This is a genomic window from Shewanella sp. 10N.286.51.B2 (genome assembly GCF_041469265.1).
Classification (GTDB): Bacteria; Pseudomonadota; Gammaproteobacteria; order Enterobacterales; family Shewanellaceae; genus Shewanella.
Window position 1 is genome coordinate 67,883 of the sequence record NZ_JBFRKH010000047.1, and the last position, 25,435, is coordinate 93,317.

Consider the following 25,435-nt stretch of genomic DNA (forward strand, 5'->3'; position numbering starts at 1 on the left):
CTTATCGATTAGCCTGTAAATGCAGGCTTTCTTGTTATCAACTCATCAAAAACTTTTATCGTACTCGCCACCTCAATCATCGCCATTAAATCACTACCCTTTGCCCTTTTCCCCCAAGCAATGCTGCTATCAGGAAATTGCTGCTTAATCACTTGATCATACACGCTGACGACCGAGTCTAAACTGCTATAAGGCCCTGTTCGGCCTGGATTTGAATGGGCGTATAAGCCAATCACTGGCGTACCTTGAGTCACCGCCATATGGGCGGGGCCGGTATCTGGCGCAATAACCAGACTGGCTCTTTTCAATAATGCTAATAATTGCGTTAGGCTGGTTTTTCCAATCATATTATCGATATGGCTGTGGCTGTGCTTAATGATATTAGCCGCTAAATCGACCTCAAGCTGGCTTGGGCCGCCACAAAGTATCACTCGATAACCTTTTTCGACCGCATGATCTGCCACTGCAGCGTAACGCTCTGGCAGCCAATTACGCTCAGCTTTACTGGCTGCGGGGCAAATCACTAATACTTTTTCATCATCTGTGATGACTTGTTTGGCGAACTCGGTATCGGTTTCAGGTACCGGAATATTCCAGCTTGGGGTTAAATCTGTAACGCCAATGGCTTTGGCAAAGCCCATAAACCCTTCTAACACATGGGGCGTTGCCAATGGCTCCACCCTATGATTAGTCACCAACCACTGACCTTCTTTAGCTCTGGCTTTATCAAAGCCCACTCTAACTTTTGCTGAAATCATCAATGATGCGATGGTCGCTCTCAGCGCCACTTGCATGTGTAGTAAAACATCAAAGCGTTGACCAGCGAGGGCTTTTCTCAATTGGCCATAACTGCGCCAACCTTGGGATTTATCAAAGATCACAAACTGAATACCGGGCATATGTTTAACCAATTGATATTCAACTTTACCAATCACCCAAGTAATGGCTAAATCAGGATATTGACGCTGAATCGCTTGCACCATGGCTACCGCATGACACACATCTCCAATCGCGGATAAACGAAGTAAACATAAGGATTGTATCGATGAAAAGTCTGCTTTCATGGGTTACCACTAACGATATAAAGGGAATTAAGTACAAGTATTCGATCTTAATGTAGAATATTGTTTTTAGCCACCGACAAATCGACGCTTTTACTCATTGGCCTATGCAATTTGAATCAACAGATACTGGGATCATTGCTTGGTGCGAGCCACTCGCGCAGCAATTAACTCCCGCACAATTCCAAGCTGACTATTGGCAGCAACAAAATGCCATTATAGGCCAGTCAAAAGGTCGCTATACCACCTGGTTCGTGGAAAATAACCACCAGCGCTGGGTATTACGCCATTATTGGCGTGGTGGCTTGATGGCAAAATTCAGCCGTGATGCTTATGTTTTTACAGGCATGTCTCGCACTCGAGCCATTGCTGAACTGGCGTTATTAGAGAAGCTATTTGATGAAAGCTTTCCAGTGCCTAGACCCATTGCAGCCAATGTTGAACGCTTTGGCATCTGGTATCGCGCCGATCTGATTATTGAGCTCATTGATGGCGCGAAAGATTTGGTGGCCTATTTATCCACAGCAGCCATGAGCGATATTCAATGGCAGCAACTGGGCGCCCTCATTGCCAGATTTCATAATCGTGGCGTATATCATGCCGACCTTAACGCGAAAAATATCTTACTGGCCGAAGCGCAATTTTATCTCATCGATTTTGACCGTGGGGTAATAAAAACACCCGCGAAGCAATGGCAGCAAGCTAATTTGAGCCGATTACTGCGCTCGTTTAATAAAGAACAAGCGAAACTGCCAACATTAAATTTCAATGAATCAAATTGGCAGCAGCTACTTAACGGTTACCAACAAGCCATTAATTAACTGCATTTGCGATTAGCTGATTAACTGATTAACTGAGTAAAGCGCAATTGCTGCTCAACTATCTCAAACTGCTTTTGCAATGCGCCGCGATTTTGAGACACCACCGCTAAGCTCGCTTTGGCGGCGTTATCATGCAATTCGGCGTTAGCAAACAGCTGTAATAGCATGTCAGCGAGTTCATCGGCGTTATTCACCACAGTTAAGCCACCAGCTTGCTCAAGCAAGTGAGTGATTTCAGCAAAATTCCAATGGTGCGGGCCAACACTTACTGGCAAGCCCATTGCTGCAGGCTCTAAAGGGTTATGCCCGCCACTTTCAATCAGTGTGCCGCCAATAAAGGCAATATCAGCAGCCCCATACAACATCAACAGTTCACCCATGGTATCGCCCAGCAGCACTTGGGTGTGCTGATCGACCGCCTCATTCATACTGCGCCTTGCTAAATTTAACCCTTGTTGAGTGGTCGTCACCGCGGCAACATTAAATTGTTCAGGGTGTCTTGGCGCCATAATCAGCAGCGCATCAGGATATTGCTCAAGCACTTTTTGGTGGGCTTGCAACATAATATCGAACTCACCAGGATGAACACTGCCAGCAACCCATACAGGCGCTTGGCTTCGGTTCCAATCAGCTCTTAAGCTTTTAGCTTGGGCATATTTGCTGTTATCAATCTGTATGTCGAATTTTAAACTGCCGCAAACATGTAATGACTCAGTGTTTGCCCCTAATGCCGCAAAGCGGACAGATTCGGCCTCAGTTTGCACCGCAATAGCATCAAGCGCTGTTAACATGGGTAAACTTAACCCCATTTGTTTATGGTATTTATCGGCTGATTTTTGCGATAAGCGCGCATTAGCTAACACTAAGCGGGTATTATTTTTTTTCGCGTAATGAAGCAGGTTTGGCCATAATTCGGTTTCCATGATCACGCAAAGCTGCGGATTAACCTGCTTGATAAAGCGACGAATACAAAGGTTAATATCAAAAGGGAGATAACAGTGCTGCACACTGTCGCCAAAGGCCTTTTTAACCTCTGCGGAACCCGTAGGGCTGGTGGTGGTAACCGTAAATGATAGCTGTGGATACTGTTTCATTAAGCGTTTTATTAACGGTATTGCCGCTAAGGTTTCCCCCATAGACACACTATGAATAAGGACATCAGTTTGCTTTAAGCGCATTAACCCAAAACGCTCGCCCCAGCGGCTGCGATAGTCAGGGCTTTTAAACGCACGAAAAGCTAAATAAGCCACGATGAGAGGGAATAACAGCAAGAGTAAAACGGAATATACACCACGAGTCATGAAAACTACTTGATCAATTTTGCTTGTCAGATTACCACAATGTTAACATAATCTAAATTCATAGGGATATGAGCTTAGTAGTATGTAATTAAGAAATGATTTCTTCATGAGCCTCTGATAATTGGAACTGATATGAAAACCCGCGATAAGATAGTTTTTGCCAGCCTTGAACTTTTTAACGAACATGGTGAACGTAATATCACCACCAATCACATTGCGGCTCATTTAAATATCAGTCCTGGAAACCTGTATTACCATTTCCGCAATAAAGAAGACATTATCAATTCTATCTTCACCATGTATGAATCTAATCTTGAAAATGGTTCAAAGCCTTATGAAGACGTATCAATTGACGTTGAATTATTATTGGGCTATTTCGATGCGATGTTTTATACCATGTGGCAATACCGATTTATGTACGCCAACCTAGCCGATATTTTAAGTCGAGATGAAGCCTTAAAGCAGCGCTATACTCTGGCACAAAAAAGCGTATTAGCACGCTCAAGTAACGTCCTTAAACAACTTAAACAAGATGGTTTTTTAAACGTTGAAGACGATAACATCGTCGAACTTGCAGATACCATGAAGATGATCGTTAGCTATTGGATTAGCTATCAACTGACCCAATCGGGTGCATCAAAAATCACCAAACCTGCAATTTACAAAGGTTTATTACGGGTGGTTATGCTGTTTAAAGCGTATTCAACGCCAATTTCTCAACCTACCTTTGCACGACTTGAGCAGCACTACCGCGAGTTAGTCTCTCAAGACGCCTGCCCAGAGCTTTAATTCAGGTAAATTAAACCGCCCTTACAATCCCATTGCTGGCAACTATAATAATAGCGTTGGCAAAAGGGATTGGCAGTATTTTAATCATAAAATACCGTTTTACTGCCACTTATTAATACTTCCCCAGTTAATGAAAGTTGATTAGTTTTATTTATCCGAAATCACCCCAAGCCCTAATCAATTTTATGTAACCACTGCGCTTAAAAAAAACGCTGTGGCCTTATAAAAATTAAGGGTAGAATGCCGACAACTCCCGATCAGAAATCAGCGCATGTTTTACTTAAACAGCCAAAGGTTGCGATTAACATAATAACCATTATTAGGAGAAATCAGGTGGCCTCTACCTCATTTTACGACCGCATAAATCAACAACTTGTCGATGTTAAAGCTGAAGGCTTATACAAGAGTGAACGTGTCATTGCGTCTGCCCAGCAAACCTCTATCAATGTAAATAGCGAAGAAGTGATTAACTTCTGTGCTAATAACTACTTAGGCTTGGCAAATCACCCTGAATTAATTAATGCTGCTAAGAATGGTTTATCAAGCCACGGCTTTGGTATGGCATCGGTTCGTTTTATTTGTGGCACCCAAGATATTCATAAGCAATTAGAAAATAGCTTAAGTGAATTTTTAGGAATGGAAGATACCATTCTTTACTCTTCATGTTTTGATGCCAATGCGGGTTTATTTGAAACTCTGCTAGATGCGAACGACGCTATCGTCTCTGATGCGCTAAACCATGCCTCTATTATTGATGGTGTGCGTTTATGTAAAGCTAAGCGTTTCCGTTATGCCAACAACGATATGGCCGATCTTGAAACCCAGCTGATTGCCGCGCAAGCTGCGGGCGCACGAAACATTCTTATCGCCACTGATGGCGTGTTCTCAATGGATGGTGTGATTGCCAACTTACAAGGTGTGTGTGATTTAGCCGATAAATACGATGCACTCGTCATGGTTGATGACTCTCACGCTGTGGGTTTTGTTGGTGAAAATGGCCGTGGCACCCACGAGTTTTGCCAAGTAATGGATCGCGTCGATATTATTACCGGTACTTTAGGTAAAGCCTTAGGCGGCGCTTCAGGTGGTTTCACTTCTGCTAAAAAAGAAGTGGTTGACTGGTTACGTCAGCGCTCTCGCCCTTACTTATTTTCAAATTCTTTAGCGCCTTCAATCGTGAGTGCATCAATCCATGTGTTAGAAATGCTAAAAACGGGTCACGATTTACGTGAAGCCGTATGGGAAAACAGCCGTTACTTCCGTGAAAAAATGACAGCAGCAGGCTTTACTTTAGCAGGTGCTGATCACGCCATTATCCCGGTAATGATTGGTGATGCTAAATTGGCAGGTGATTTTTCAAACCGCCTACTCGCTGAAAACATCTACGTGGTTGGTTTCTCATTCCCGGTGGTGCCAAAAGGCCAAGCCCGCATTCGCACCCAAATGTCAGCGGCGCACACTAAAGCGCAAATTGATAAAGCAATCGAAGCCTTTACCCGTATTGGTAAAGAAATGGGCATTATTTAGGACTCACTACACATGAAAGCACTAAGTAAATTAAAGCCTGAACAAGGCATTTGGATGGTTGATGCGCCTAAGCCAACAATGGGCCATAACGATCTATTAATTAAAATTCGTAAAACTGCCATTTGTGGTACCGATGTACATATCTACAACTGGGACGAATGGTCACAAAATACCATTCCTGTGCCTATGGTTGTTGGACACGAATATGTCGGTGAAGTGGTCGATATGGGTCAAGAAGTTCGCGGCTTTACTGTCGGCGATCGCGTTTCTGGTGAAGGCCATATTACCTGTGGCCATTGCCGCAACTGTCGCGGTGGTCGCACGCATTTATGCCGTAACACTTCAGGTGTCGGGGTAAACCGTGAAGGTGCCTTTGCTGAGTACTTAGTGATCCCTGCATTTAATGCCTTTAAAATCCCTAACGATATTTCAGATGACCTCGCATCTATCTTTGATCCATTTGGTAATGCAGTACACACCGCATTATCGTTTGATGTGGTCGGTGAAGATGTGCTAATTACCGGTGCAGGCCCTATCGGGATTATGGCAGCGGCAGTATGTAAGCACGTTGGCGCCCGCCATGTGGTTATCACTGATGTTAATGAGTACCGCCTTGATCTTGCTCGTAAAATGGGCGCGACTCGCGCAGTAAACGTTGCGAAAGAAGACTTAAAAGATGTAATGATTGAGTTAGGCATGACTGAAGGTTTTGATGTTGGCTTGGAAATGTCAGGCGTACCATCGGCATTTCATTCAATGCTCGATACCATGAATCACGGCGGCAAAATTGCCATGCTAGGTATTCCTGGCGGTGAAATGGCCATTGATTGGAGTAAAGTCATCTTTAAAGGCTTAATCTTAAAAGGCATTTATGGACGCGAAATGTTTGAAACTTGGTATAAAATGGCCAGTTTGATTCAATCAGGGTTAGATTTGTCGCCAATTATCACCCATCATTTCAGTGTTGATGACTTCCAACAAGGCTTTGATGCAATGCGCTCTGGTCAATCAGGCAAAGTGATATTGAATTGGGATTAATCGCCATATAGCGGATTTATTCTCATCTAAAAAGGGGTTGTATACGTACAATCCCTTGTCACATACTAAAGGCTCTATTGTCGTTTTTACTATCGTCATTTTTTAAAGGATTAACCATGTCAGCGTTTAAGCATTTATCGATTAACGAACTCATTCACATGCAAGAAGATGCCAGTGATGTGCAAATCGTCGATATACGCGATGCCGCCAGCTTTGCCGCAGGTAACATTAAAAATTCAGTGCATCTTACCAATGAAAACATCGCCCACTTTATGGCCGATGCCGATATGGATAAGCCATTAGTCGTGGTGTGCTATCACGGCGTGAGCAGTCAAGGCGCTGCGGGTTACCTTATTGAACAAGGTTTCGATGATGTTTATAGTCTTGATGGTGGATACACAGCTTGGAGTTTAGCTCACGTATGATAGAAATCGGCCAATTACCTAACGCTCGCGCAGCACAGGCATTCATAGACTATTTAAAAGGTCTTGATATTGAATGCCATCCCGTTGTGATTGAAACCGGGGTATCTTTGGTCGTTGAGCAACCATCTCAGGCACAACAAGCCAAATACGAGTTTGAACAGTTTAGACAAAACCCATACCAGAAGAAGTATTTACAAGCCTCTTGGGATAATGGCACCACCCAAACCAAATTAGATTATGGCTCCTCCAGTTTAGGGCTTATCCAGCAGTTTATTACTGGCGCAGGGCCACTAACCCTGATTACCTTCTTTGTTTGTGTGCTGGTATACGCCGGCATGAACCTTGGCTTTGCCAATGGCATTTTTAGCCAGTTATCCTTTTTTGGCGCTGTGCCCCAAAGTGACATTAGCCAAATATGGCGAGTGTTTACCCCCAGCTTGATGCATTTTTCATTAATGCATATCGCCTTTAACTTATTATGGTGGTGGTATCTAGGTGGCAAGATTGAAACCAAACTCGGTAGCAAGCCACTGATCATATTACTTGTCGTTGCAGGTAGTTTACCCAGTATTGTGCAATACATGATGACAGGGCCTAACTTTGGCGGCTTATCAGGCGTGGTATACGCCGTTGTTGGCTACACCTGGATAATGGGGCAACGCCAACCCCAATCAGGTATTGGCATTCCCAACAGTTACATGGGCTTTATGCTTGTTTGGCTGGTACTGGGCTTTACCGATTTACTCGGTATGCCCATCGCCAATGGTGCTCATATCGGCGGATTATTGATTGGTTTGGCTCAAGGCGCTTTTGATAGCCGTAAATCAGCCGCTAAATAACCACTAACACATCCCCAGCACTTCTGTGACCAGCTTTTTAATACCCACATTAGCCTCAGCTATGGACGTCGCCAACATATAGGCTGGGGTGGTTACCAGCCGATTTTGCTTATCAATAACGATATCAGCGCAAGTACTCTCTAAATGCTCACCACCCATTTCATTAAACGCCTGTGCGGTACCACTGTCATTACCAATGGTGCCTTGGGGGGCGTTATTAAAAATTCGCGGCAACATAATGGGTGCAATACACATAAAGCCCATTGGTTTGTTGGCGAGCACAAACTCTTGAATAAAACTTTCCACCTGTGGCTGCAGCACGCAATCACTACCTGCAACGGCAAAATCACACAAGTTTTTAGCAGCGCCAAAACCACCCGGGACAATTAAGCCATCAAATTGATCAATATTTAGCGCATTAATATCACTGATTTCACCACGGGCAATGCGCGCCGACTCCTCTAATACATTTCGCTGCGCATCCACATCAACTTCACCGGTTAAATGATTGACTACATGCAATTGATTAATATTTGGCGCAAAACAATGATAGCTCGCCCCTGCCTGAGATAAAGCTAATAAGGTTAAAACCGACTCTTGAATTTCTGCGCCGTCGAACACCCCATTTCCACTGAGTAAAACCGCAATATTTTTCATTACTGATCCCTTGCCATTGTATTAATTTAACCTTTTTTCAACAAATCTATTGATCTGTTCAAAAAACATGCTAACTTAGATTTCCTCAAATCTCCTCATGGTTTAAAACTGAACTAAGAATTCAGTTAATTCAAGGAAGAATATTAAAAAGTCCACAAATTGGGAATATATTTTAAAACTATAATTCAACTCACAAAAATTATATTTACTACAACAAATCAAAGGCTTAACCGTTTTACTTCCTGTCGTAGTTAAAACACACCTAAATGATTAATTAATTCACTCACAGACTTATCCACAGCCTGGGATAAAATTTGCCGTGGCCGAAAAGCCCTGTATGTGGCATTCTAGAGCCATCTCAGAATACTGAATATGAAGCCAAACTATGCCAACAATCCCCAATAACCCACTCGTCCTTGTGGATGGTTCCTCTTACCTTTACCGTGCTTATTATGCCCCACCTCATTTAACTAATTCTAAAGGTGAAGCTACGGGTGCTGTTTATGGTGTAGTCAACATGCTACGCAGCTTAATGAGCCGCTATAATCCAAGTCATATTGCGGTAATTTTCGACGCTAAAGGCAAAACTTTCCGTAATGATATGTATAGCGAATACAAAGCTCAGCGCCCACCAATGCCTGATGATTTACGTACCCAAATTGCCCCATTGCATGCCATTATTAAAGCATTAGGCTTACCATTAATCAGTATTGAAGGTGTTGAAGCCGATGACGTTATTGGCACCATCGCGCTCAAAGCTAGTCAAGAAGGTCGAGCAACCTTAATCAGCACTGGTGATAAAGACATGGCGCAACTTGTAGATGAACATGTCACCTTAATTAACACCATGACCGATACCATTATGGGCCCAGAAGAAGTCACCGCTAAGTTTGGTGTCGGCCCAGAGTTGATCATCGACTTGCTCGCCATGATGGGCGATAAAGCCGATAACATTCCAGGTCTGCCCGGTGTTGGTGAAAAAACCGCATTAGCAATGCTAACGGGGGTTGGCGGCGTCGATAAACTTATCGCCAATCCTGAGAGCGTGTTAGATGTGACTTTCCGCGGCTCTAAAACCATGCCAAAGAAAATTGCCGAAAATAAAGACATGCTGCAGCTGTCATACGATCTTGCCACCATCAAAACCGATGTGGAGTGGGATAATGACTGGGATAAATTAGCCACCAAACCACAAAACCGCGATGAATTAGTTAAGCTTTATGGTGAAATGGAATTCAAGCGCTGGTTAGCAGAAGTATTGGATAATAAATCAGGCTTTAATACATCAAGCAAGTCTAACACCACAGAGGAAATCACGCCTGTCGCTGCGGCCATTGAAGTTGAATATGACACCATATTAACCGAAGCGCAGTTAACCCTTTGGATTGAAAAGCTATCAAAAGCTAAATTAATTGCCATCGACACCGAAACCACTAGCCTAAACTACATGGAAGCAAAGCTGGTCGGTATTTCATTTGCAATAGAAGCAGGTAAAGCGGCTTATTTGCCGTTAGCCCATGATTACTTAGACGCACCACAGCAACTTGCTATGGAGTACGCACTTGAGCAATTAAGACCGATTTTAGAAAATGACCAACTTGAAAAAGTCGGCCAAAACCTAAAATACGATATCAGTATCTTTGCCAATGCAGGCATCAGCCTTAAAGGTGTTCGCTTTGATACCATGCTTGAGTCCTACGTGTTTAACTCTGTCGCCTCTCGTCATGATATGGACGGATTAGCCCTTAAGTATCTTGGTCATAAAAATATTAGCTTTGAAGAAATTGCCGGCAAAGGCGCAAAACAGTTAACCTTCAACCAAATTAATTTGGATGTAGCAGCGCCCTATGCAGCAGAAGATGCCGACATCACCCTGCGTTTACATCAGCACCTATGGCCAAGAATAGAGAAAGAGCCAACACTCAGCTCAGTATTTAATGAACTTGAATTACCGCTAATCCAAGTATTATCAAATATCGAACGTCAAGGCGTACTCATTGACAGCATGCTGCTCAGTCAACAAAGTGATGAACTTGCACAGAAGATTGACGATCTTGAAACTAAGGCTTATGACATCGCCGGTGAGAAGTTTAACCTCGGCTCTCCAAAGCAATTACAGGCATTATTTTTTGATAAACTTGGCTATCCGGTCATCAAAAAGACCCCAAAAGGTGCCCCGTCAACCGCAGAAGATGTACTGGTTGAATTAGCCCTAGATTACCCGCTTCCTAAAATTATTTTGCAGCACCGCAGTCTGTCAAAATTAAAGAGCACCTATACCGACAAATTGCCATTAATGGTTAATCCTGTTACCGGGCGCGTGCATACCAGCTATCATCAAGCCAATGCCGCCACAGGACGTTTATCATCAAGCGAGCCAAACCTGCAAAATATCCCTATCAGAACCGAAGAAGGTCGCCGCATTAGGCAAGCTTTTATCGCCGCTGAAGGCCGTAAAGTATTGGCTGCCGATTACTCGCAAATTGAATTACGCATCATGGCGCATCTTTCACAAGATAAAGGCTTATTGACAGCATTTGCTGAAAATAAAGATATTCATAAAGCCACCGCAGCAGAAGTATTTGGGGTGCATTTTGAAGAAGTGACTACCGAGCAACGCCGCCGAGCTAAAGCGGTTAACTTCGGTTTAATCTATGGCATGTCAGCGTTTGGCTTGGCCAAGCAGCTAGATATCCCACGTAAAGAAGCTCAAACCTACATTGATACTTACTTCGCCCGCTATCCTGGCGTATTGAAGTACATGGAAGACACCCGCGCGTTAGCCGCTGATGTTGGCTATGTCGAAACCCTTTACGGCAGACGACTGTACTTACCTGATATTAAAGACAGAAACGCCATGCGCCGTCAGGCGGCTGAGCGCGCAGCGATTAATGCGCCAATGCAAGGCACTGCCGCTGATATCATCAAAAAAGCGATGATAAAGATCGCCGCTTGGATTGAGAACGACACTCAAGGTGAGATCACCATGATGATGCAGGTGCACGATGAATTGGTTTTCGAAGTGGATGCAGATAAAGCAGAAGCCTTGAAGAGCAAGGTCTGTGAACTGATGGCCGAAGCGGCCTCCATTGATGTGATGCTATTAGCTGAAGCAGGACTTGGAAACAATTGGGATGAGGCGCACTAGGGTTTAACGACTCACATATACACCTAAACAGATGATGAAACGGATGCGGCTAAACAGATAGTCATTGCCGAATACAAAATACCTGTAATGAAAAATTTACAGGTATTTTTTTACCTGCTTGTTTACCACTTAGTCTTTTGCACAAAAAACGCTGATAAACCCAGCATAAATTGTGTTGCTGCTCACAATATTGTTCATTTTAACGAAAAACAGTTTTTCATTTAAAGGCTAATACCGTATTATCTTCGCTGTAGGGTACAGAGGTTAAGATGTTCCATCTTTCAGACCTTTTTATTTCACTAGAAATAGTGACAAGCCGAATTATGGCGCTCCAGCATCTATATATGCTGGAGCTTTTTTTTGCCCAAAATAAATTTTAGAGCAAATACTTTAACTACATTTAAGAAACAGGTATTATGAGCTTATTGAGCGTCATCAATGAGTAGATGGCACTTGAGTCTTGTTGAATTTAGCTTCTCCCCAAAAGAGCTAATTTTTTTAACCGATAGCTATTTAGTTATCGGTTTTTTTTTGCCATTTTTCGAAACTCGATTTTTAAATGCAAAAAAGGCTACTAAGTACAAAGTCTTAATAGCCTTTTTAAACTGAATAAGAATTAGTTATTCTTATTCAGCCTGCTCTTGCGATGCTTGCTCCGCTTCAGCTTCAGTGAGCCAGCTTGGGTTACACCACTCATTTAAAATGCCTAGCACTTTAGGTTTACCAGTCCCTTTAGTAGAAGAGAAAGGTTCAACTTTAACCCAATCCCCATACTCAGCTAACTCTTTACGCACCGCATTAACTGTCTTCATTTTGACGTTTTGCGCGAGCTTATCAGACTTAGTAAGCAAAGCTAACACTGGGATTTCACTCAGCACAGCCCACTCAATCATTTGCAAATCGAGATCTTTAAGCGGATGGCGAATATCCATTAACACCACAACACCGCTTAAACAGGCGCGCTCTTGTAAATATTCACCTAAAGCTTTTTGCCATTTATTTTTTAATGCTAAAGGCACCTTAGCAAAACCATAGCCAGGCAAATCAACTAGACGACGGTTTTCTTCAAGTTCAAAAACATTAATAAGTTGAGTACGACCGGGGGTTTTACTGGTTCTTGCTAAGCCTTTTTGATCCGTTAATGCATTCAAGGCGCTTGACTTACCTGCATTAGAGCGGCCAGCAAACGCTATTTCTACTCCGGCATCACCAGGTAAGTACTCATTTAAGTGTGCAATGTCTGGCGCACTAATTAAAAACTTGGTTTTTCGAAAATCTATACGCGTTTCTGACACGATTTACTCCAATAATTTTTAGGTAATACCTTAATTATGTAAGATTTGCTTACTTTTCCACATTTTCGTGTAAAATATTACCCGGATCACAGTTTGTAGATTTTACCACGCTTGCAGGTCACCCTAGTAAGCTCAGGACAATAAATTAAACAAGAAGTTGGAACGCCATGAAAAAGTTAGCTCTTGCGCTGTCTGTATTTGCCGCTATATCAACCCCTGCAATCGCTGAAGGTAATGTGGAAGCGGGTAAAACTAAATCAGTTATGTGTTCAGCCTGTCACGGTGTTGACGGTAACAGCATTGCTCCTATTTGGCCTAAACTGGCCGGACAGCACGCATCTTATCTAGAAAAGCAATTACATGATTTCCAAGCGGCGGCTAAAAGCGGCGGCAAAGAAGGTCGTAATGATCCTACCATGATAGGCATGTCAATATCCTTATCTGAACAAGATATTAAGGATGTTTCTGCATATTATGCTAGCCAAACATTAAATGTAGCCGATGTGGCGAGTATTCCTGCTGAAGGCGAAGCCCTTTATAAAGGCGGCGATATGGATCGTGGTATCACTTCATGCATGGCATGTCATGGACCAGATGGTAAAGGCGCAGAGCTTGCAGGCTTCCCATCAATTGGTGGTCAACATGCTGATTATGTCAAAATCCAGCTAAATAAATTCCGCGATACAAATCGTAACAACGATCTCAATGGCATGATGCAAGATGTTGCTAAAAAGCTAACTGACAGTGATATCCAAGCATTATCTCAATATATTTCAAGCCTTAAGTAAATTTTACTGCTCGCGCTGACAACGACAAAAAGGGTGACAATTCACCCTTTTTTATAGCCTCAAGTTTACGTTTACGTAAACTTGAGGCTATTGAGGCTTGACAGAGATCGCTCTTTTAGGGTTAAATAGCCCCGTACCGAAATGAACCCAACTGTCAGAACAAAAATATCAATTCTATCTCACAGATTTCGGCTACGTTTACATTTAAGATATAAGAATAATATTTACCAATAACAATAATATAAATAAGACCACTCACTAAAAATAATAAGAGTAGTGATTTCAGCTTGAAGTCCAGGTCATATAGAATTTGTAAGGATTAGACCGAATGGTCGACACGCTTAAATAGCACTCCCTTACGCAACAGAGATAAAACCCCATAAGGACACTACTTTAAGGATTAAAGTAGCGGCAAAGGAAGCTAATTGCTTAGGATGCACTTGCGGAGGCTTGATATCACTGGACGGTACTTTAAACATGGATTGTTTACTAATGTCATTGAAGACAACTAGGAAATTGATGTGTCATTGAAGACCATCTACGGAAGCTGTGGTCAGGACGGCAACAGGATTTAAATAAAGTGTCATTGAAGACCGATAACAACTAAAAAAGCATGGAAAGCGCTAAAAACAAGAAGGATACTGACCGGGATAGTCACATAGCAAGTACGGATACTTGGAATCAGAATATAGTGTGATAAGCACTGTTTTACGAGGTGGCAGTTTACTGCCACCTTTTTTTATTTCCGCTTTTTGTAATCACTTTCATAATCAACCTAAATCTGCTATTGATTGATATATATCTTTGTTTTTGTTCAGGTGCCTGCTTACTTCAATGATAAAATGTCCCTTGTGCCGTTATCGTGCTGAATTTTTTCTACAAGATAAAAAAAGAGCCTTTTACCGCTGCGATCAATGCGGCCTTGTTTTCGCTAACCCCCAATCCCACCTTATGCCGGCAGCGCAATTACAGCGTTATGGCCGAGCCAATAAAGCCAGCAAGCAAAAGCAACTAATTCAATTTATCAAACCCTTGCTGTCACAGATAAGCGCCCAGCAAAGTGGTTCATTGACAGGGCTCAATTTTGGCAGGGTGCTAGACAAAGCCAGCCTCGACAAAATTGAACACGCGGGTCACCGCCTTTATCAGTACGACCCATTTGTTAAAGCCGATCAACAACTTTTCAATCAGCAATACGATTTCATTTGCTGCTATCGGGTACTAGAGCATTTCCAGCAACCAGGTAAAGAATGGCAATTACTGTCAAAATTGCTAAAACCTGGTGGATGGTTAGCAATAAGTACGTCTTTAATGACTGATTTAAATCACTTTTCTAAATGGCATTTCAAGAATAACCCCACTCACGTTAGCTTTTATCAGCAACAAACTTTCGAGTATTTGGCACAACACAGCGAATTTACGCTATTATTTGCAGCAAAAGAGCTCGTATTGATGCAAAAAACATCAAAGTCTGATATAAAGCGCATCCTTATTTAGTGCAAGGTGGATATGAATCCGTCTAGCCAAATTTTACAACCTAATGAGATCACCAATGGCTCGTAGTAAAAAATCGCGCAAGGGCGGCGAAAATGGCCCTAAACAAGCACCAAGAGTCAAAAAGTCTGAGCGCAAAGTCATCGGCGGCAAGAAGAATGATTCTGGTCGTAAATCAGGTAGCCGTCATAACGAAGCCCTGATTGAAAAAGAATCACCACATGTGAAAACGCAAAAAAATAATGACCCTCGTCATGGTAGCAAGAAGCCTGTTGCGTTATCGATTGCACCAGCTAAAGAAGCAACTGTTGCTGCTAGTGCAAAAGTGAAACAGCCTAAACTGACTGACGAGCAAAAATTATTAAAGCTTGAAGAAGATCCAAGGTTTAATGACTTGCTTGATTTGCTAGAAGAAGGCAAAGACTTAGCCGCTGACGATCAGAAATGGTTAGATAGCCAATTATCTAAAATTGAATCGCTGATGGAAAAATTAGGCATTTCGGATGCTGAAGAATTACCAGCACCAGCCGCTCCGAGTAAAAAAGCCGCTTCAGATGATGATTTATATGAGCGCTTTGAAACAGGCGCGGATGTATTAAAAGACTACCAGTCTTAATCATTACTACTTTTAAATGGCATATCTATTTCAGATATGCCATTTTTCTATTTATTCTAAACTAAGCCTTATTCAAGCCTAACATCACTTTAAGGATAAACTGTGTCTAGCATTGTTATTGTTGTCGCTGTCATCATTGTATTACTTTTAGCTTCTTACGCCGGATACTTGCTATTACAAGTCAAGAAACAACAACAGGCATCACTAGCAGCCAGTAAGCAGCGCACAATAGAAGCCAGAGCCAAAAAACAACAAGTATTAGATGATATCAAGTATATCGCAGCAGCCATGTTAGAAGAGCGCTGTGAGCCTTCTGAAGGGGTAATGCGAATCGCTAAGTTATTTGATACCTTATCCATGTCTGAAGCAATGGCCGTTGAATTCCCGCATATCTTCGAGCATTACGCCTGTATTAAAGATCATCCCATAAAAGATGCACGCAGCGCTTTACCTAAACAGCAGCGAATGAAATTGGACTTAGCCAGAATGAAATCTGAAGCAAAGTTAGAACAAAGCTTGCTTGAAGACGCTAAGAAGTTGAAACAGTTTCATTTCATGCATTAATAACCGACAGTTTTTAACAAATCCCTTAGTTATAAGACAGATAACAGCCTCAACATGGATATTGAGGCTGTGAGCTATGCCACAAATCTACCTAAATGCTAACTTTTCCTGCAAAAATGCACCTAATTGCTAATGAGAAATTTCAAATTTACAACGTAGATCAAGGTTATTTGTTAAAGATACTTGCATACTTCGTACATTGCTAATTTACCCGGAGGACACGCCTTGAAGCAGCCCACACAAATAAGTTGGGATCAGTCAATGATCGAAAAGTATAACTACAGTGGTCCACGCTATACGTCGTATCCAACGGCTTTAGAATTTGACGATACTTTTACTGAGCAAAATCTACTTTCAGCGATTGAAACCAGTAAAAGTGACAAACTGTCTTTATACATCCACATCCCATTTTGTGCCAAGCTTTGTTATTACTGCGGATGTAATAAAGTCATTACTCGTCATGCACATAAAGCTGACCAGTACATTGAATACCTTGCAAGTGAAATTGTTAAGCGTGCCCCGTTATTCAAAAATTACACTGTGACCCAAATGCATTGGGGTGGCGGTACACCTACATTCTTAAACCCAGAGCAAATCTTAACCTTATCAAAGCTGATTAAAAGTCATTTTAATTTTGCTGATGTTGGCGAATTCTCTATTGAAGTAGACCCTCGTGAAATCGAATTAACCATGCTTGATACATTAAAAGAAGCTGGCTTTAACCGTATTTCTATTGGTGTACAAGATTTCAATAAAAAGGTACAAGTTGCCGTAAACCGCGAACAAGATGAGCAGTTTATTTTTGACTTAATGGCTAAAGCAAAAGACATGGGCTTTGTATCGACCAACGCAGATTTAATCTACGGTCTACCGCACCAAACCCCTGAAACCTTTGCAGAAACCATTAAGCGTGTGATTGAGTTATCACCGGATCGTTTGTCTATCTTTAACTATGCGCACTTACCATCTCGTTTTGCCGCTCAGCGTAAGATTAAAGATGAAGATATGGCTTCGCCACAGCAAAAGCTAGATATGTTGCATCAAACCATTGAATCATTAACCGGTGCAGGTTATCAGTTCATTGGTATGGATCACTTCGCTAAGCCAGATGATGAGCTTTCAAAGCTTCAAAATGCCGGTAAGCTTCATCGTAACTTCCAAGGTTATACCACTCAGGAAGAATGTGACCTATTAGGTTTAGGTGTGTCTTCAATTAGCCAAATTGGCGATTGTTATGCGCAAAACCAAAAAGATATCCGTCCATACTACGAGTCGATTGACGAAAAAGGTCACGCATTATGGAAAGGCTGTAGCTTAAATCGTGACGATGAAATTCGTCGTGTAGTGATTAAACAAATGATTTGTCACTTCGACCTCGATTTAGCCAAAATTGAACAGCAATTTGATATTAATTTTGAAGAGTACTTTGTTGAAGATTTAAAACTGCTACAAACCTTCATTGATGATAAATTAGTTGATATCACAGACCGTAAGCTTACCATTAGCCCTACCGGTCGTCTGTTGATCCGCAATATCTGTATGTGTTTTGACGTTTACTATCGTCAAAAAGCACGTCAGCAACAGTTCTCGCGAGTGATTTAGTTTTTACTATCACGCAATAAAAAACCGCTGATTATCAGCGGTTTTTTTATGTTTATTTTCAGCTAAACAGGTAGGAGCTAACTATAACTTTGACGCGTATAGCGCCTTGCGTTCACTGCCTGATAAAAAGGCCATTTCAACACCATTACGTTGCACTTGCATCAGCTGAGCATCAGTTAAACCCAGTTCTGACTTAGCGATACGATATTCATGCTTGATATCAATCGCGCTCACACCAGGATCATCGGTATTAAGACCAATTAATACTCCAGCATCCAGAAACTGAGTAAATGGATGAGCATCATAATCAGCCACAGTTGAAGTATGTAAATTACTTGTCGGGCATGACTCGATTCCAATAGAGTGCTTAACTAAATATTCCATCAACTTAGGGTCGTGGATAGCATTTACACCATGGCCAATTCGAGTAGCACCCAACTCTTGAATTGCTTGCCACATGCTCTCGCTACCGGCCGCCTCACCGGCGTGGGCTGTGATCTGTAAGCCAGCATCTCTCACTCGCTTAAAGTGTTCATTGAATAGCTCACCAGGGAAACCTAGTTCATCGCCAGCTAGATCCATTGCCACCAAGCTATCTCGATGCGCTAACAAGCCATCAAGCTCTAAGCGGCATTTCTCTTGTCCAAATGAGCGCGACAAAATGCCGATTAAGTTAACCTTAACATCATAATCTTTCATGCCAGCTTTGACGCCATCAATAACGGCCTCAACCACGCCTTCAATCGGTAAGTTATGACTCATTGCCATGTAATATGGGCTAAAACGCAGTTCAGTGTAATCAAGCCCTGATACTGCCGCGTCTTCAACATTTTCATATGCTACGCGTTTTACAGCATCTAGATCAGCTAATACGCCCACCATCCAATCCAGCTTAGTCAGGAATGCCACTAAACTATTTTCTTTGCCTTGAATTTGAACAAAGGGAGCCAACTCTGCAATTGAGTTAGCAGGCAGTTGAATACCATGCTGATGGCCAAGCTCCCAAATCGTTTTGACCCGCACGTTGCCATCTAAATGACGATGCAAATCAACCAGCGGAATGGATGTATTGATCATTTTTGCCCCCTATTAAATTTTTGAGCTAAATGTGTTTTTTATTTTATGAACACCCAGCAAGCAAAGTTTAACACGCATCGACAAAAAAACGACCTTAGCAGCAACTAAATTATGCAATCAGTAACAATTATGTCGATGAATTTCACTAGCGAGCATATGATTGAATTGCTATGTTGTGGCTTAGTTAGCTAAATTTGTTATTTACCAACGTTTAAAGGAATTTCCCATGCGAAAGCTCATACTGCCAGCATTAATCATGCTTGCCATATCTGGCTGTAAAATGACTTCAGGTTCTAAAGCTCAATATTATTTAGGCGTTCCCGAAAAAACTGAAACCCCAACTCAGGTAAAAGAAACGGCTACAGCGGCAGTAGTAGAAAATATGAGCCTGAAATCAATTATTGATAACGCTTGGCAAGTAGACTTGGATTACTCGCCGACATTGGCCTATTCATTAGGCGATAAGTCAAAGGCCGATAAATTAGCTGATTTATCACCAGAATCCTTAGCCCAAAAGAATCTACGTCAGAAAAAGCTACTGGCATCATTAAAGCAAATTGATCCGGTCACCCTGTCAAAAACCGACAAAATTAATGCACAGTTATTAGCGTACCAACTGCAAAACAGTGTTGATATGTACAACTTTAAAGATCATTACTTACCGATAACGGCCGAAAGTGGTTTTCATGCTTACATCGCCTCAATCGCTAATGGGCGCTTTAATAGCGTTGAAGATTATCAAGATTATTTAGCGAAACTTAATGCCTTACCCACTTATTTTGCCCAGCAAACATTTTGGCTAAAACAGGGCTTAAGCAGTGGTATTACCCCAGCAAAAGTAACCTTAACCGGTTTTGAGCAAAGTATTAGTGCCTATATTGTCCCTGTTGAAGACAGCGGTTATTACAAACCCTTCACTCAATTTCCCGATCACTTTAGTGAGTCTGAAAAACGGCAATTAACCCAGCAAGGTCGAGATACTGTTGAGCAAAAAGTGCTACCGCTGTATCAAGATTTTTTCGATTTTATGACTGAAGAATATATTCCTAATGCCCGTATTGCGATTGCCGCAAAAGAGCTACCTAATGGCGAGGCTTTTTACCAAAACCGCGTGGCCTATTACACCACCTTAGCCATGACAACCGATGAAGTTCATCAACTGGGTTTATCAGAGGTCGCCCGAATCAAAGCAGAAATGGAACAAGTCATCAAAGAGGTAAAATTTGAAGGCAGCTTTGCTGAATTTCTGCATTTCTTACGCACAGATCCACAGTTTTACCCAAAGACAGCTGAAGAGTTATTAAAAGAAGCTGCTTATATCGCTAAAAAAGCAGATGCTGCTTTGCCTAAACTTTTCGCCACCTTACCTAGAACCCCTTATGGCATTAAACCAGTACCGGCTGAAATCGCCCCTAAATACACTACGGGACGTTACTCTGGCTCAAACCGTGATGATGAGCCAGGCTACTACTGGGTCAATACATACGCCCTCGATAAACGTCCGCTATATGAAATGGAAGCATTAACCTTGCATGAAGCAGTACCTGGGCATCATTTACAGATCTCGCTAAATAAAGAGCTAACAGACTTACCCGACTTTAGACGCTTGAGTTATATCTCGGCATTTGGCGAAGGTTGGGGATTGTACTCAGAGTATCTAGGGTTAGAAGCGGGCTTTTACCGAGACCCATACAGTAATTTTGGCCGCTTAACCTATGAAATGTGGCGGGCAGCACGTCTTGTGGTCGATACTGGTATGCACGCAAAAGGCTGGAGCCGTGAGCAGGCCATAGAGTTTATGGCCAGTAACACCGCATTATCACTACACAATGTCACCACCGAAATTGACCGTTATATTTCGTGGCCAGGACAAGCACTGTCATATAAAGTTGGTGAATTAACCATAAAGCGTTTACGTAACAAAGCTGAAGTTGCATTAGGTGAAGACTTTAACATCCGTTTATTTCATGATGCATTGCTAGAAAATGGTTCAGTTACCATGGCGATCCTAGAACAAATGGTTGACGAGTTCATTAGCGAGCAGCAACGAGCAAACTAATAATAGACACTCATTAGAGAGCTAAATTGCCATTTAGCTCTCTATAACCACCTTCCCCATCAGTATCACTGTTTGCTACACTGCCAAGGTTTACATCCAGCCAAACCCTAGTCCTATTTCTTAAAGCTTAAGGTGATCGATTTGTCTTTTTCGTCAGAGCAACAACTTAATAATGATGAGCAGCAACAATTTTGGCAAGCGGTAACGCAAGCCAAACTACGTCAAGACAATGCCGATATTGCCTATGCTTTTATTCGAAATCCAACCACCAACAAAGCAATTGTCATCAGTAGTGGCAGGGTTGAATGCTATTTAAAATATAAAGAGCTGATGTTCAATATATATCAGCAAGGCTATAGCGTTTATATTCTCGATCATCGCGGTCAAGGCTTGTCATCACGCAGTCAAAAAAATAATCACCAGGGTCACATTGATAAATTTCAGACTTATATCGATGACTTTCATGTTTTTATCAAGCAAATTGTTCAGCCCCAAGCACATGATGCTCTATATCTTGTGGGCCACTCAATGGGGGGAACCATAGGTACTTTGTATATGGGCCAATACCCAAGCACATTTAATGCTGCGGTGTTTTCAGCCCCCATGTATGGCATCAACTTGCCAATGAATAAAGGCTTTATTCGCTCTTTAGCCAAGCTGCTAAATACTTATACTGCAGACAAAGAGCCCAACTATGTTATTGGTGGTAAAAACTATAATGCAACCAGCTTTGCTGACAATGAGCTAACCCATAGCCAAAATCGTTATCAAGCCTCTATCGCGCTGTTTGAGCAGAATCCACAAATTCAGTTAGGCTCGCCCACAAACAACTGGCTATTAGAAGCTATAACAGCAGCTGATAACGCAACCCAAGTGGCCGCAACGAGTATCAAGCCCATTCTTATTTTGCAAGCGACTGAAGACACCATTGTGGATAATGCAGCCCAAGATAGAGCGGAAAATAACTTATGCCAGCTACAAAGGATACACAGCAGTCGGCATGAGATATTTATGGAAGTAGATGAGGTACGTAACCAAGCACTGACAAGTATGTTCGCTTTTCTTGAGCAATACTAATTAGCAGCTATTAATAGCAATTATACTAGCGCCATTGATATTAGTGCCATTAACACTTTAGAAACCCTGATGACTGTCTGAAGTTTGGGAAGTCCAGTTAACTTATAACTTAAACTAACTAAATGGTACTTTCCAAACCACGCTCAGGTTAATTTCTGATTCTAATAAGTGTTTAATGTCTTGTTGGGATAGCGGCCTACTAATTACAAAGCCTTGAAACAAATTACTATTAAGATCGCTCAGTAAACTCAACTGCTGACGATCTTCAATGTGCTTTACTACGACAGGATAATTTAACTGTTTGGTCATATTAATAAGTGAGCGGAATATCTTTCGCGCCTCTTTTGAACTAACAATATCATTAATATAGCCAGTAGCCAGCTTAACCTGAGCAAAATGAATACCATTAAAGCGATGTAACGGACATAAACCTGATCCAAAATCATCGATAGCGACTCTGACACCGGCCCGCTGTAGTTTTAAAATTTTATTTTTTGCAGTGATAGGATTAATAGAAAAGATATCTTCCGACAACTCCAATTGGATTAAATTAAAATTAACGCCTCTTTCTGCAATCTTGTTAAGAATAACATCAACAAACATATCTTGATGAAAATGCCTAGAAGAGACATTAATTGAAAAGCACGGGCAATTTAAATTCGCAGCTTGTAAGCTCTTTATAAATAAGCAAACCTGACTTAACATCCATAATTCAAGTTCAAAAATCGTGTTAGAAAGCTCAGCAACTGGAATAAATTGCTTCGGGCGAATAAAACCTAACTGAGGATGATGCCAACGCATCAATACTTCAACACTTTCGGTATTGCCATGTATATCTACTACAGGCTGATAAACCAAGGATATCTGGCCAGCCTTAATCGCTAACTTTAAGTCCCGTTGTAATTTCAAGGGTTCATTGTGGCTAGCATCCAACAGTAAGCTATGTAGCACACAGCTATTGGTCTTACTTTCAATAGCTTTGCATAAAGCTTTATCTGCACGAGAAAGTAACTGACTCGGTTCTAAAGATTCTTGGCCATCAAAAACCACCATTCCAATTTGAGTAAAAACTGAAACATCTTGTCCAGATATGCTGAAACTACGGCCAACCACTTGGCGAACTTCACTTGCTAACGCTAACGCACGTTTATTGGCATGCTCTAAATTATTACCTAAATTTTTTGCTGCAATAACAAATTCATCATCTCCCAGACGACTTAACAGACAGCTATTTGAAAAACTCCCAGCAAGCCTTGCTGAAATCTGCATAAGTAATCGATCAGTGAGTTGCTCACCTAACGCTTCATTTACTAACTTAATGTTGCTTAGATTAATGACTAGCAAGCTGCAATGTTGATTACTTTTACGCGCATAAGCTTGAAGGTCAAACAATTCGTTAGCTAACGCTTCCCGATCAATAATATCTGACACCCCAACATGACTTTGCCTTTCTACAGTAATCTGTTGGTTTTCAAGTTCAGAAGAAACATCGTTTATCGAACCTATGACTCTTATTGGCTTACCCAGTTCATCCCACTGGATAATTTGACCTCTATCTAACACCCAAATGTAATCATTCGCCTTAGTTAGCATCCGATGAACACTTTCGTAATTGCGAGTTTTACCTTGCAGATAATTATTAAGTGCTGCTACCACTGCTTTTTTATCATCTGGATGTAACAAAGCTTCCCAGGCTTCATAGGAGCTAGCGATATCATCGGATTGATAACCTAATATTTCTTTCCAGTGATCTGATAAGAAGACGCCATTGGATATAGTATCCCAGTCCCAAATACCGTGTTGATCTGCATTAATAGAATATAACCAACGCTGCTCAGCATTAGTCTGTCGCTGATTGCTTTCAGCTAAATGTAGCCCTACTTGAACTAATGACTTATTGAGCCAATATAACTCATCGACAAAGGTAGTCACCTTAGTCGATCCCCCTTTAGCATTGACAATATTTTGCGCATTTTTAGTTAAAGTTCTAATAGGCTTAATTAGTACCAAATATAACCCTAAGCAAAAAAGTAGCACAATTATGCCACCAATTGCCCAAATATAAATAAAGCGTTTTTGGAGGCTGTCTGCAGCCTCAGCCATCAATGAGGAGATATTGTACTCAACATAAATCACATCTACCGCGCTAGAATAACTATATTTATCTGAGGCATTGATAGGATAATATGCTTGTATAGAGCCACGCTCTAAATTGGTTTGAATCAGTGGGCGTTTATTGCTTACCGCTTGTTGATGGATGTCATTGATGTAACCATCAATAACATTAGTAGCATTACTGTCACGCCATATGACATGATTAGCGAAGCGAATTTGGCTAGAAGCATCTAAAATGACATAAACCATCATATTGCTATCTATAGCAGTAAGAGAAACCTCTTGTTCAATTCTTGAAGTGTCTTGATTAGCTAACGCTGACTCAATGACATGCGTCATCCGATACAATTCTTTCTCAATGTGCTTAGATTCATTAGCCGCCAGTTGAGAATGCAACTCTTCTCTTTCATAGTAAAACTCCCCGCTGACTAATAGAAAGAACAGGGCACTTATAAAAAAAGGCACTAAGAATGATAGTGAAAATAAAGGTCGCTTTGACAAGGCTACACCGTTGATTGCTAATAAAATATTTGACGCATTAATAACATACTAAAGACGACAGAGATCAACAACAGCTAATCGAAAATATGCCATCAAAAAACTTCAGCAACGTAAAAACTTCTGCACAGTAGCACCCTTGGCAAAACACACTTTGCTTGGCGCGACTTAGTGGACTAGCCTTACTATGATCTATTGTTCACTGACATAGCATTATTCAGTCCGTTAGCCCTAAAGATAACCCCTGCTTTTACATGGGTACTGCCCACACTTGCCTTAAGTAATAATATTCAGCAGCTAATGACTCAGCAATCAACATCAGGAATTGTTGTCTTTTACCCCAACTACGAAAAAACCCTGACTGTTAAGTCAGGCCTTTATCGACTCTCTTACGAGAGATATTAGGCGCTTGGCAATGACCTACTTTCACATGGGCATTCGTCCGCACTCATCGCTCACGCTGATATGTTGCAGCTAATAACTCAAGTTATCAGCGTTAGGATTTATTCTTTTGCCCCAAACGAAAAAAGCCCTGACTGTTAAGTCAGGGCTTTATCGACTCTCTTACGAGAGATATTAGGCGCTTGGCGATGATCTACTTTCACATGGGCATTCGTCCACACTCACCGCTCACGCTGATATGT

The 25,435-nt window shown here is 41.7% G+C and carries 20 protein-coding genes; 14 read left to right on the forward strand and 6 right to left on the reverse strand.

Annotated features, from left to right (window positions below; all coding sequences use genetic code 11):
* Window positions 1-8: 8 nt before the first annotated feature.
* Entirely contained in the window at window positions 9-1,064 is a 1,056-nt protein-coding gene (locus AB4140_RS13420) for a glycosyltransferase family 9 protein (protein ID WP_372001299.1), read from the reverse strand.
* 104 nt (window positions 1,065-1,168) lie between these two features.
* On the opposite strand from AB4140_RS13420, the gene AB4140_RS13425 reads away from it, so the two are divergent.
* Window positions 1,169-1,882, forward strand: a complete 714-nt coding sequence (locus AB4140_RS13425; protein WP_372001301.1) for a 3-deoxy-D-manno-octulosonic acid kinase — start codon at window positions 1,169-1,171, stop codon at window positions 1,880-1,882.
* 20 nt (window positions 1,883-1,902) lie between these two features.
* Here the strand turns inward: AB4140_RS13425 and waaA are convergent, their stop codons facing one another.
* Complete coding sequence (waaA, locus tag AB4140_RS13430; RefSeq protein ID WP_372001303.1) at window positions 1,903-3,183, reverse strand: lipid IV(A) 3-deoxy-D-manno-octulosonic acid transferase; 1,281 nt, start codon at window positions 3,181-3,183, stop codon at window positions 1,903-1,905.
* A 132-nt stretch (window positions 3,184-3,315) separates the two neighbouring features.
* Here waaA and AB4140_RS13435 point away from each other — a divergent pair, with 132 nt between their 5' ends.
* The 5 genes from AB4140_RS13435 (at window position 3,316) to glpG (ending at window position 7,801) form a co-directional block, all read left to right on the forward strand.
* On the forward strand, window positions 3,316-3,972 hold the full coding sequence (locus AB4140_RS13435; protein WP_102435876.1) for a TetR/AcrR family transcriptional regulator: 657 nt from the start codon (window positions 3,316-3,318) through the stop codon (window positions 3,970-3,972).
* A gap of 333 nt (window positions 3,973-4,305) precedes the next feature.
* Entirely contained in the window at window positions 4,306-5,499 is a 1,194-nt protein-coding gene (locus tag AB4140_RS13440; RefSeq protein WP_102475999.1) for a glycine C-acetyltransferase, read from the forward strand.
* 12 nt (window positions 5,500-5,511) lie between these two features.
* A complete protein-coding gene (gene tdh / locus AB4140_RS13445; RefSeq protein ID WP_102435880.1) occupies window positions 5,512-6,537 on the forward strand; it encodes an L-threonine 3-dehydrogenase in 1,026 nt (341 codons plus the stop codon).
* Window positions 6,538-6,653: 116 nt separating this feature from the next.
* A complete protein-coding gene (gene glpE, locus AB4140_RS13450; RefSeq protein ID WP_102435882.1) occupies window positions 6,654-6,962 on the forward strand; it encodes a thiosulfate sulfurtransferase GlpE in 309 nt (102 codons plus the stop codon).
* On the forward strand, window positions 6,959-7,801 hold the full coding sequence (gene glpG, locus AB4140_RS13455) for a rhomboid family intramembrane serine protease GlpG (RefSeq protein WP_102435884.1): 843 nt from the start codon (window positions 6,959-6,961) through the stop codon (window positions 7,799-7,801). The genes glpE and glpG overlap by 4 nt, the downstream gene beginning before the upstream one ends.
* Before the next feature lie 3 nt (window positions 7,802-7,804).
* Here glpG and elbB read toward each other — a convergent pair whose 3' ends face one another.
* The gene (elbB, locus tag AB4140_RS13460) at window positions 7,805-8,458 is read right to left on the reverse strand and encodes an isoprenoid biosynthesis glyoxalase ElbB (protein ID WP_102435885.1); all 654 of its coding nucleotides are present in this window, start codon (window positions 8,456-8,458) and stop codon (window positions 7,805-7,807) included.
* A gap of 385 nt (window positions 8,459-8,843) precedes the next feature.
* Here elbB and polA point away from each other — a divergent pair, with 385 nt between their 5' ends.
* The gene (polA, locus tag AB4140_RS13465; RefSeq protein WP_102435887.1) at window positions 8,844-11,606 is read left to right on the forward strand and encodes a DNA polymerase I; all 2,763 of its coding nucleotides are present in this window, start codon (window positions 8,844-8,846) and stop codon (window positions 11,604-11,606) included.
* 626 nt (window positions 11,607-12,232) lie between these two features.
* Here polA and yihA read toward each other — a convergent pair.
* A complete protein-coding gene (gene yihA, locus AB4140_RS13470; RefSeq protein WP_102435889.1) occupies window positions 12,233-12,901 on the reverse strand; it encodes a ribosome biogenesis GTP-binding protein YihA/YsxC in 669 nt (222 codons plus the stop codon).
* Between the two features lie 167 nt (window positions 12,902-13,068).
* Between yihA and AB4140_RS13475 the strand changes: the two genes are divergently transcribed.
* The 5 genes from AB4140_RS13475 (at window position 13,069) to hemN (ending at window position 17,965) form a co-directional block, all read left to right on the forward strand.
* On the forward strand, window positions 13,069-13,689 hold the full coding sequence (locus tag AB4140_RS13475) for a cytochrome c (protein ID WP_102435891.1): 621 nt from the start codon (window positions 13,069-13,071) through the stop codon (window positions 13,687-13,689).
* Window positions 13,690-14,523: 834 nt separating this feature from the next.
* Window positions 14,524-15,186 carry a methyltransferase domain-containing protein gene (locus AB4140_RS13480; RefSeq protein ID WP_102436160.1) on the forward strand — a complete coding sequence of 221 codons (663 nt, stop codon included), beginning with the start codon at window positions 14,524-14,526 and terminating at the stop codon, window positions 15,184-15,186.
* Window positions 15,187-15,241: 55 nt separating this feature from the next.
* Complete coding sequence (gene yihI, locus AB4140_RS13485; RefSeq protein ID WP_076542043.1) at window positions 15,242-15,799, forward strand: Der GTPase-activating protein YihI; 558 nt, start codon at window positions 15,242-15,244, stop codon at window positions 15,797-15,799.
* Between the two features lie 102 nt (window positions 15,800-15,901).
* Window positions 15,902-16,363 (forward strand): DUF2489 domain-containing protein, encoded by a 462-nt coding sequence (locus AB4140_RS13490; RefSeq protein WP_102436162.1) that lies wholly within the window; start codon window positions 15,902-15,904, stop codon window positions 16,361-16,363.
* Between the two features lie 225 nt (window positions 16,364-16,588).
* Complete coding sequence (gene hemN, locus AB4140_RS13495; protein WP_076542040.1) at window positions 16,589-17,965, forward strand: oxygen-independent coproporphyrinogen III oxidase; 1,377 nt, start codon at window positions 16,589-16,591, stop codon at window positions 17,963-17,965.
* An 81-nt stretch (window positions 17,966-18,046) separates the two neighbouring features.
* On the opposite strand, the gene add is transcribed toward hemN, so the two are convergent.
* Window positions 18,047-19,042: an adenosine deaminase gene (gene add / locus AB4140_RS13500; RefSeq protein ID WP_102476005.1), complete on the reverse strand. Its 996-nt coding sequence runs from the start codon at window positions 19,040-19,042 to the stop codon at window positions 18,047-18,049.
* Between the two features lie 226 nt (window positions 19,043-19,268).
* Here add and AB4140_RS13505 point away from each other — a divergent pair, with 226 nt between their 5' ends.
* Entirely contained in the window at window positions 19,269-21,101 is a 1,833-nt protein-coding gene (locus AB4140_RS13505; protein ID WP_372001310.1) for a DUF885 family protein, read from the forward strand.
* A 141-nt stretch (window positions 21,102-21,242) separates the two neighbouring features.
* Entirely contained in the window at window positions 21,243-22,178 is a 936-nt protein-coding gene (locus AB4140_RS13510; protein WP_241901074.1) for an alpha/beta fold hydrolase, read from the forward strand.
* A gap of 114 nt (window positions 22,179-22,292) precedes the next feature.
* Here AB4140_RS13510 and AB4140_RS13515 read toward each other — a convergent pair whose 3' ends face one another.
* A complete protein-coding gene (locus AB4140_RS13515; protein ID WP_372001312.1) occupies window positions 22,293-24,689 on the reverse strand; it encodes a putative bifunctional diguanylate cyclase/phosphodiesterase in 2,397 nt (798 codons plus the stop codon).
* Window positions 24,690-25,435: the final 746 nt, after the last annotated feature.

Coding starts and splice junctions, on each gene's coding strand:
- tdh (WP_102435880.1), top strand. CDS start 5,512: ATGAAAGCACTAAGTAAATTAAAGCCTGAACAAGGCATTTGGATGGTT.
- waaA (WP_372001303.1), bottom strand. CDS start 3,183: ATGACTCGTGGTGTATATTCCGTTTTACTCTTGCTGTTATTCCCTCTC.
- glpE (WP_102435882.1), top strand. CDS start 6,654: ATGTCAGCGTTTAAGCATTTATCGATTAACGAACTCATTCACATGCAA.
- AB4140_RS13435 (WP_102435876.1), top strand. CDS start 3,316: ATGAAAACCCGCGATAAGATAGTTTTTGCCAGCCTTGAACTTTTTAAC.
- AB4140_RS13505 (WP_372001310.1), top strand. CDS start 19,269: ATGCGAAAGCTCATACTGCCAGCATTAATCATGCTTGCCATATCTGGC.
- AB4140_RS13425 (WP_372001301.1), top strand. CDS start 1,169: ATGCAATTTGAATCAACAGATACTGGGATCATTGCTTGGTGCGAGCCA.
- elbB (WP_102435885.1), bottom strand. CDS start 8,458: ATGAAAAATATTGCGGTTTTACTCAGTGGAAATGGGGTGTTCGACGGC.
- AB4140_RS13480 (WP_102436160.1), top strand. CDS start 14,524: ATGATAAAATGTCCCTTGTGCCGTTATCGTGCTGAATTTTTTCTACAA.
- polA (WP_102435887.1), top strand. CDS start 8,844: ATGCCAACAATCCCCAATAACCCACTCGTCCTTGTGGATGGTTCCTCT.
- AB4140_RS13420 (WP_372001299.1), bottom strand. CDS start 1,064: ATGAAAGCAGACTTTTCATCGATACAATCCTTATGTTTACTTCGTTTA.
- glpG (WP_102435884.1), top strand. CDS start 6,959: ATGATAGAAATCGGCCAATTACCTAACGCTCGCGCAGCACAGGCATTC.
- yihI (WP_076542043.1), top strand. CDS start 15,242: ATGGCTCGTAGTAAAAAATCGCGCAAGGGCGGCGAAAATGGCCCTAAA.
- AB4140_RS13475 (WP_102435891.1), top strand. CDS start 13,069: ATGAAAAAGTTAGCTCTTGCGCTGTCTGTATTTGCCGCTATATCAACC.
- add (WP_102476005.1), bottom strand. CDS start 19,042: ATGATCAATACATCCATTCCGCTGGTTGATTTGCATCGTCATTTAGAT.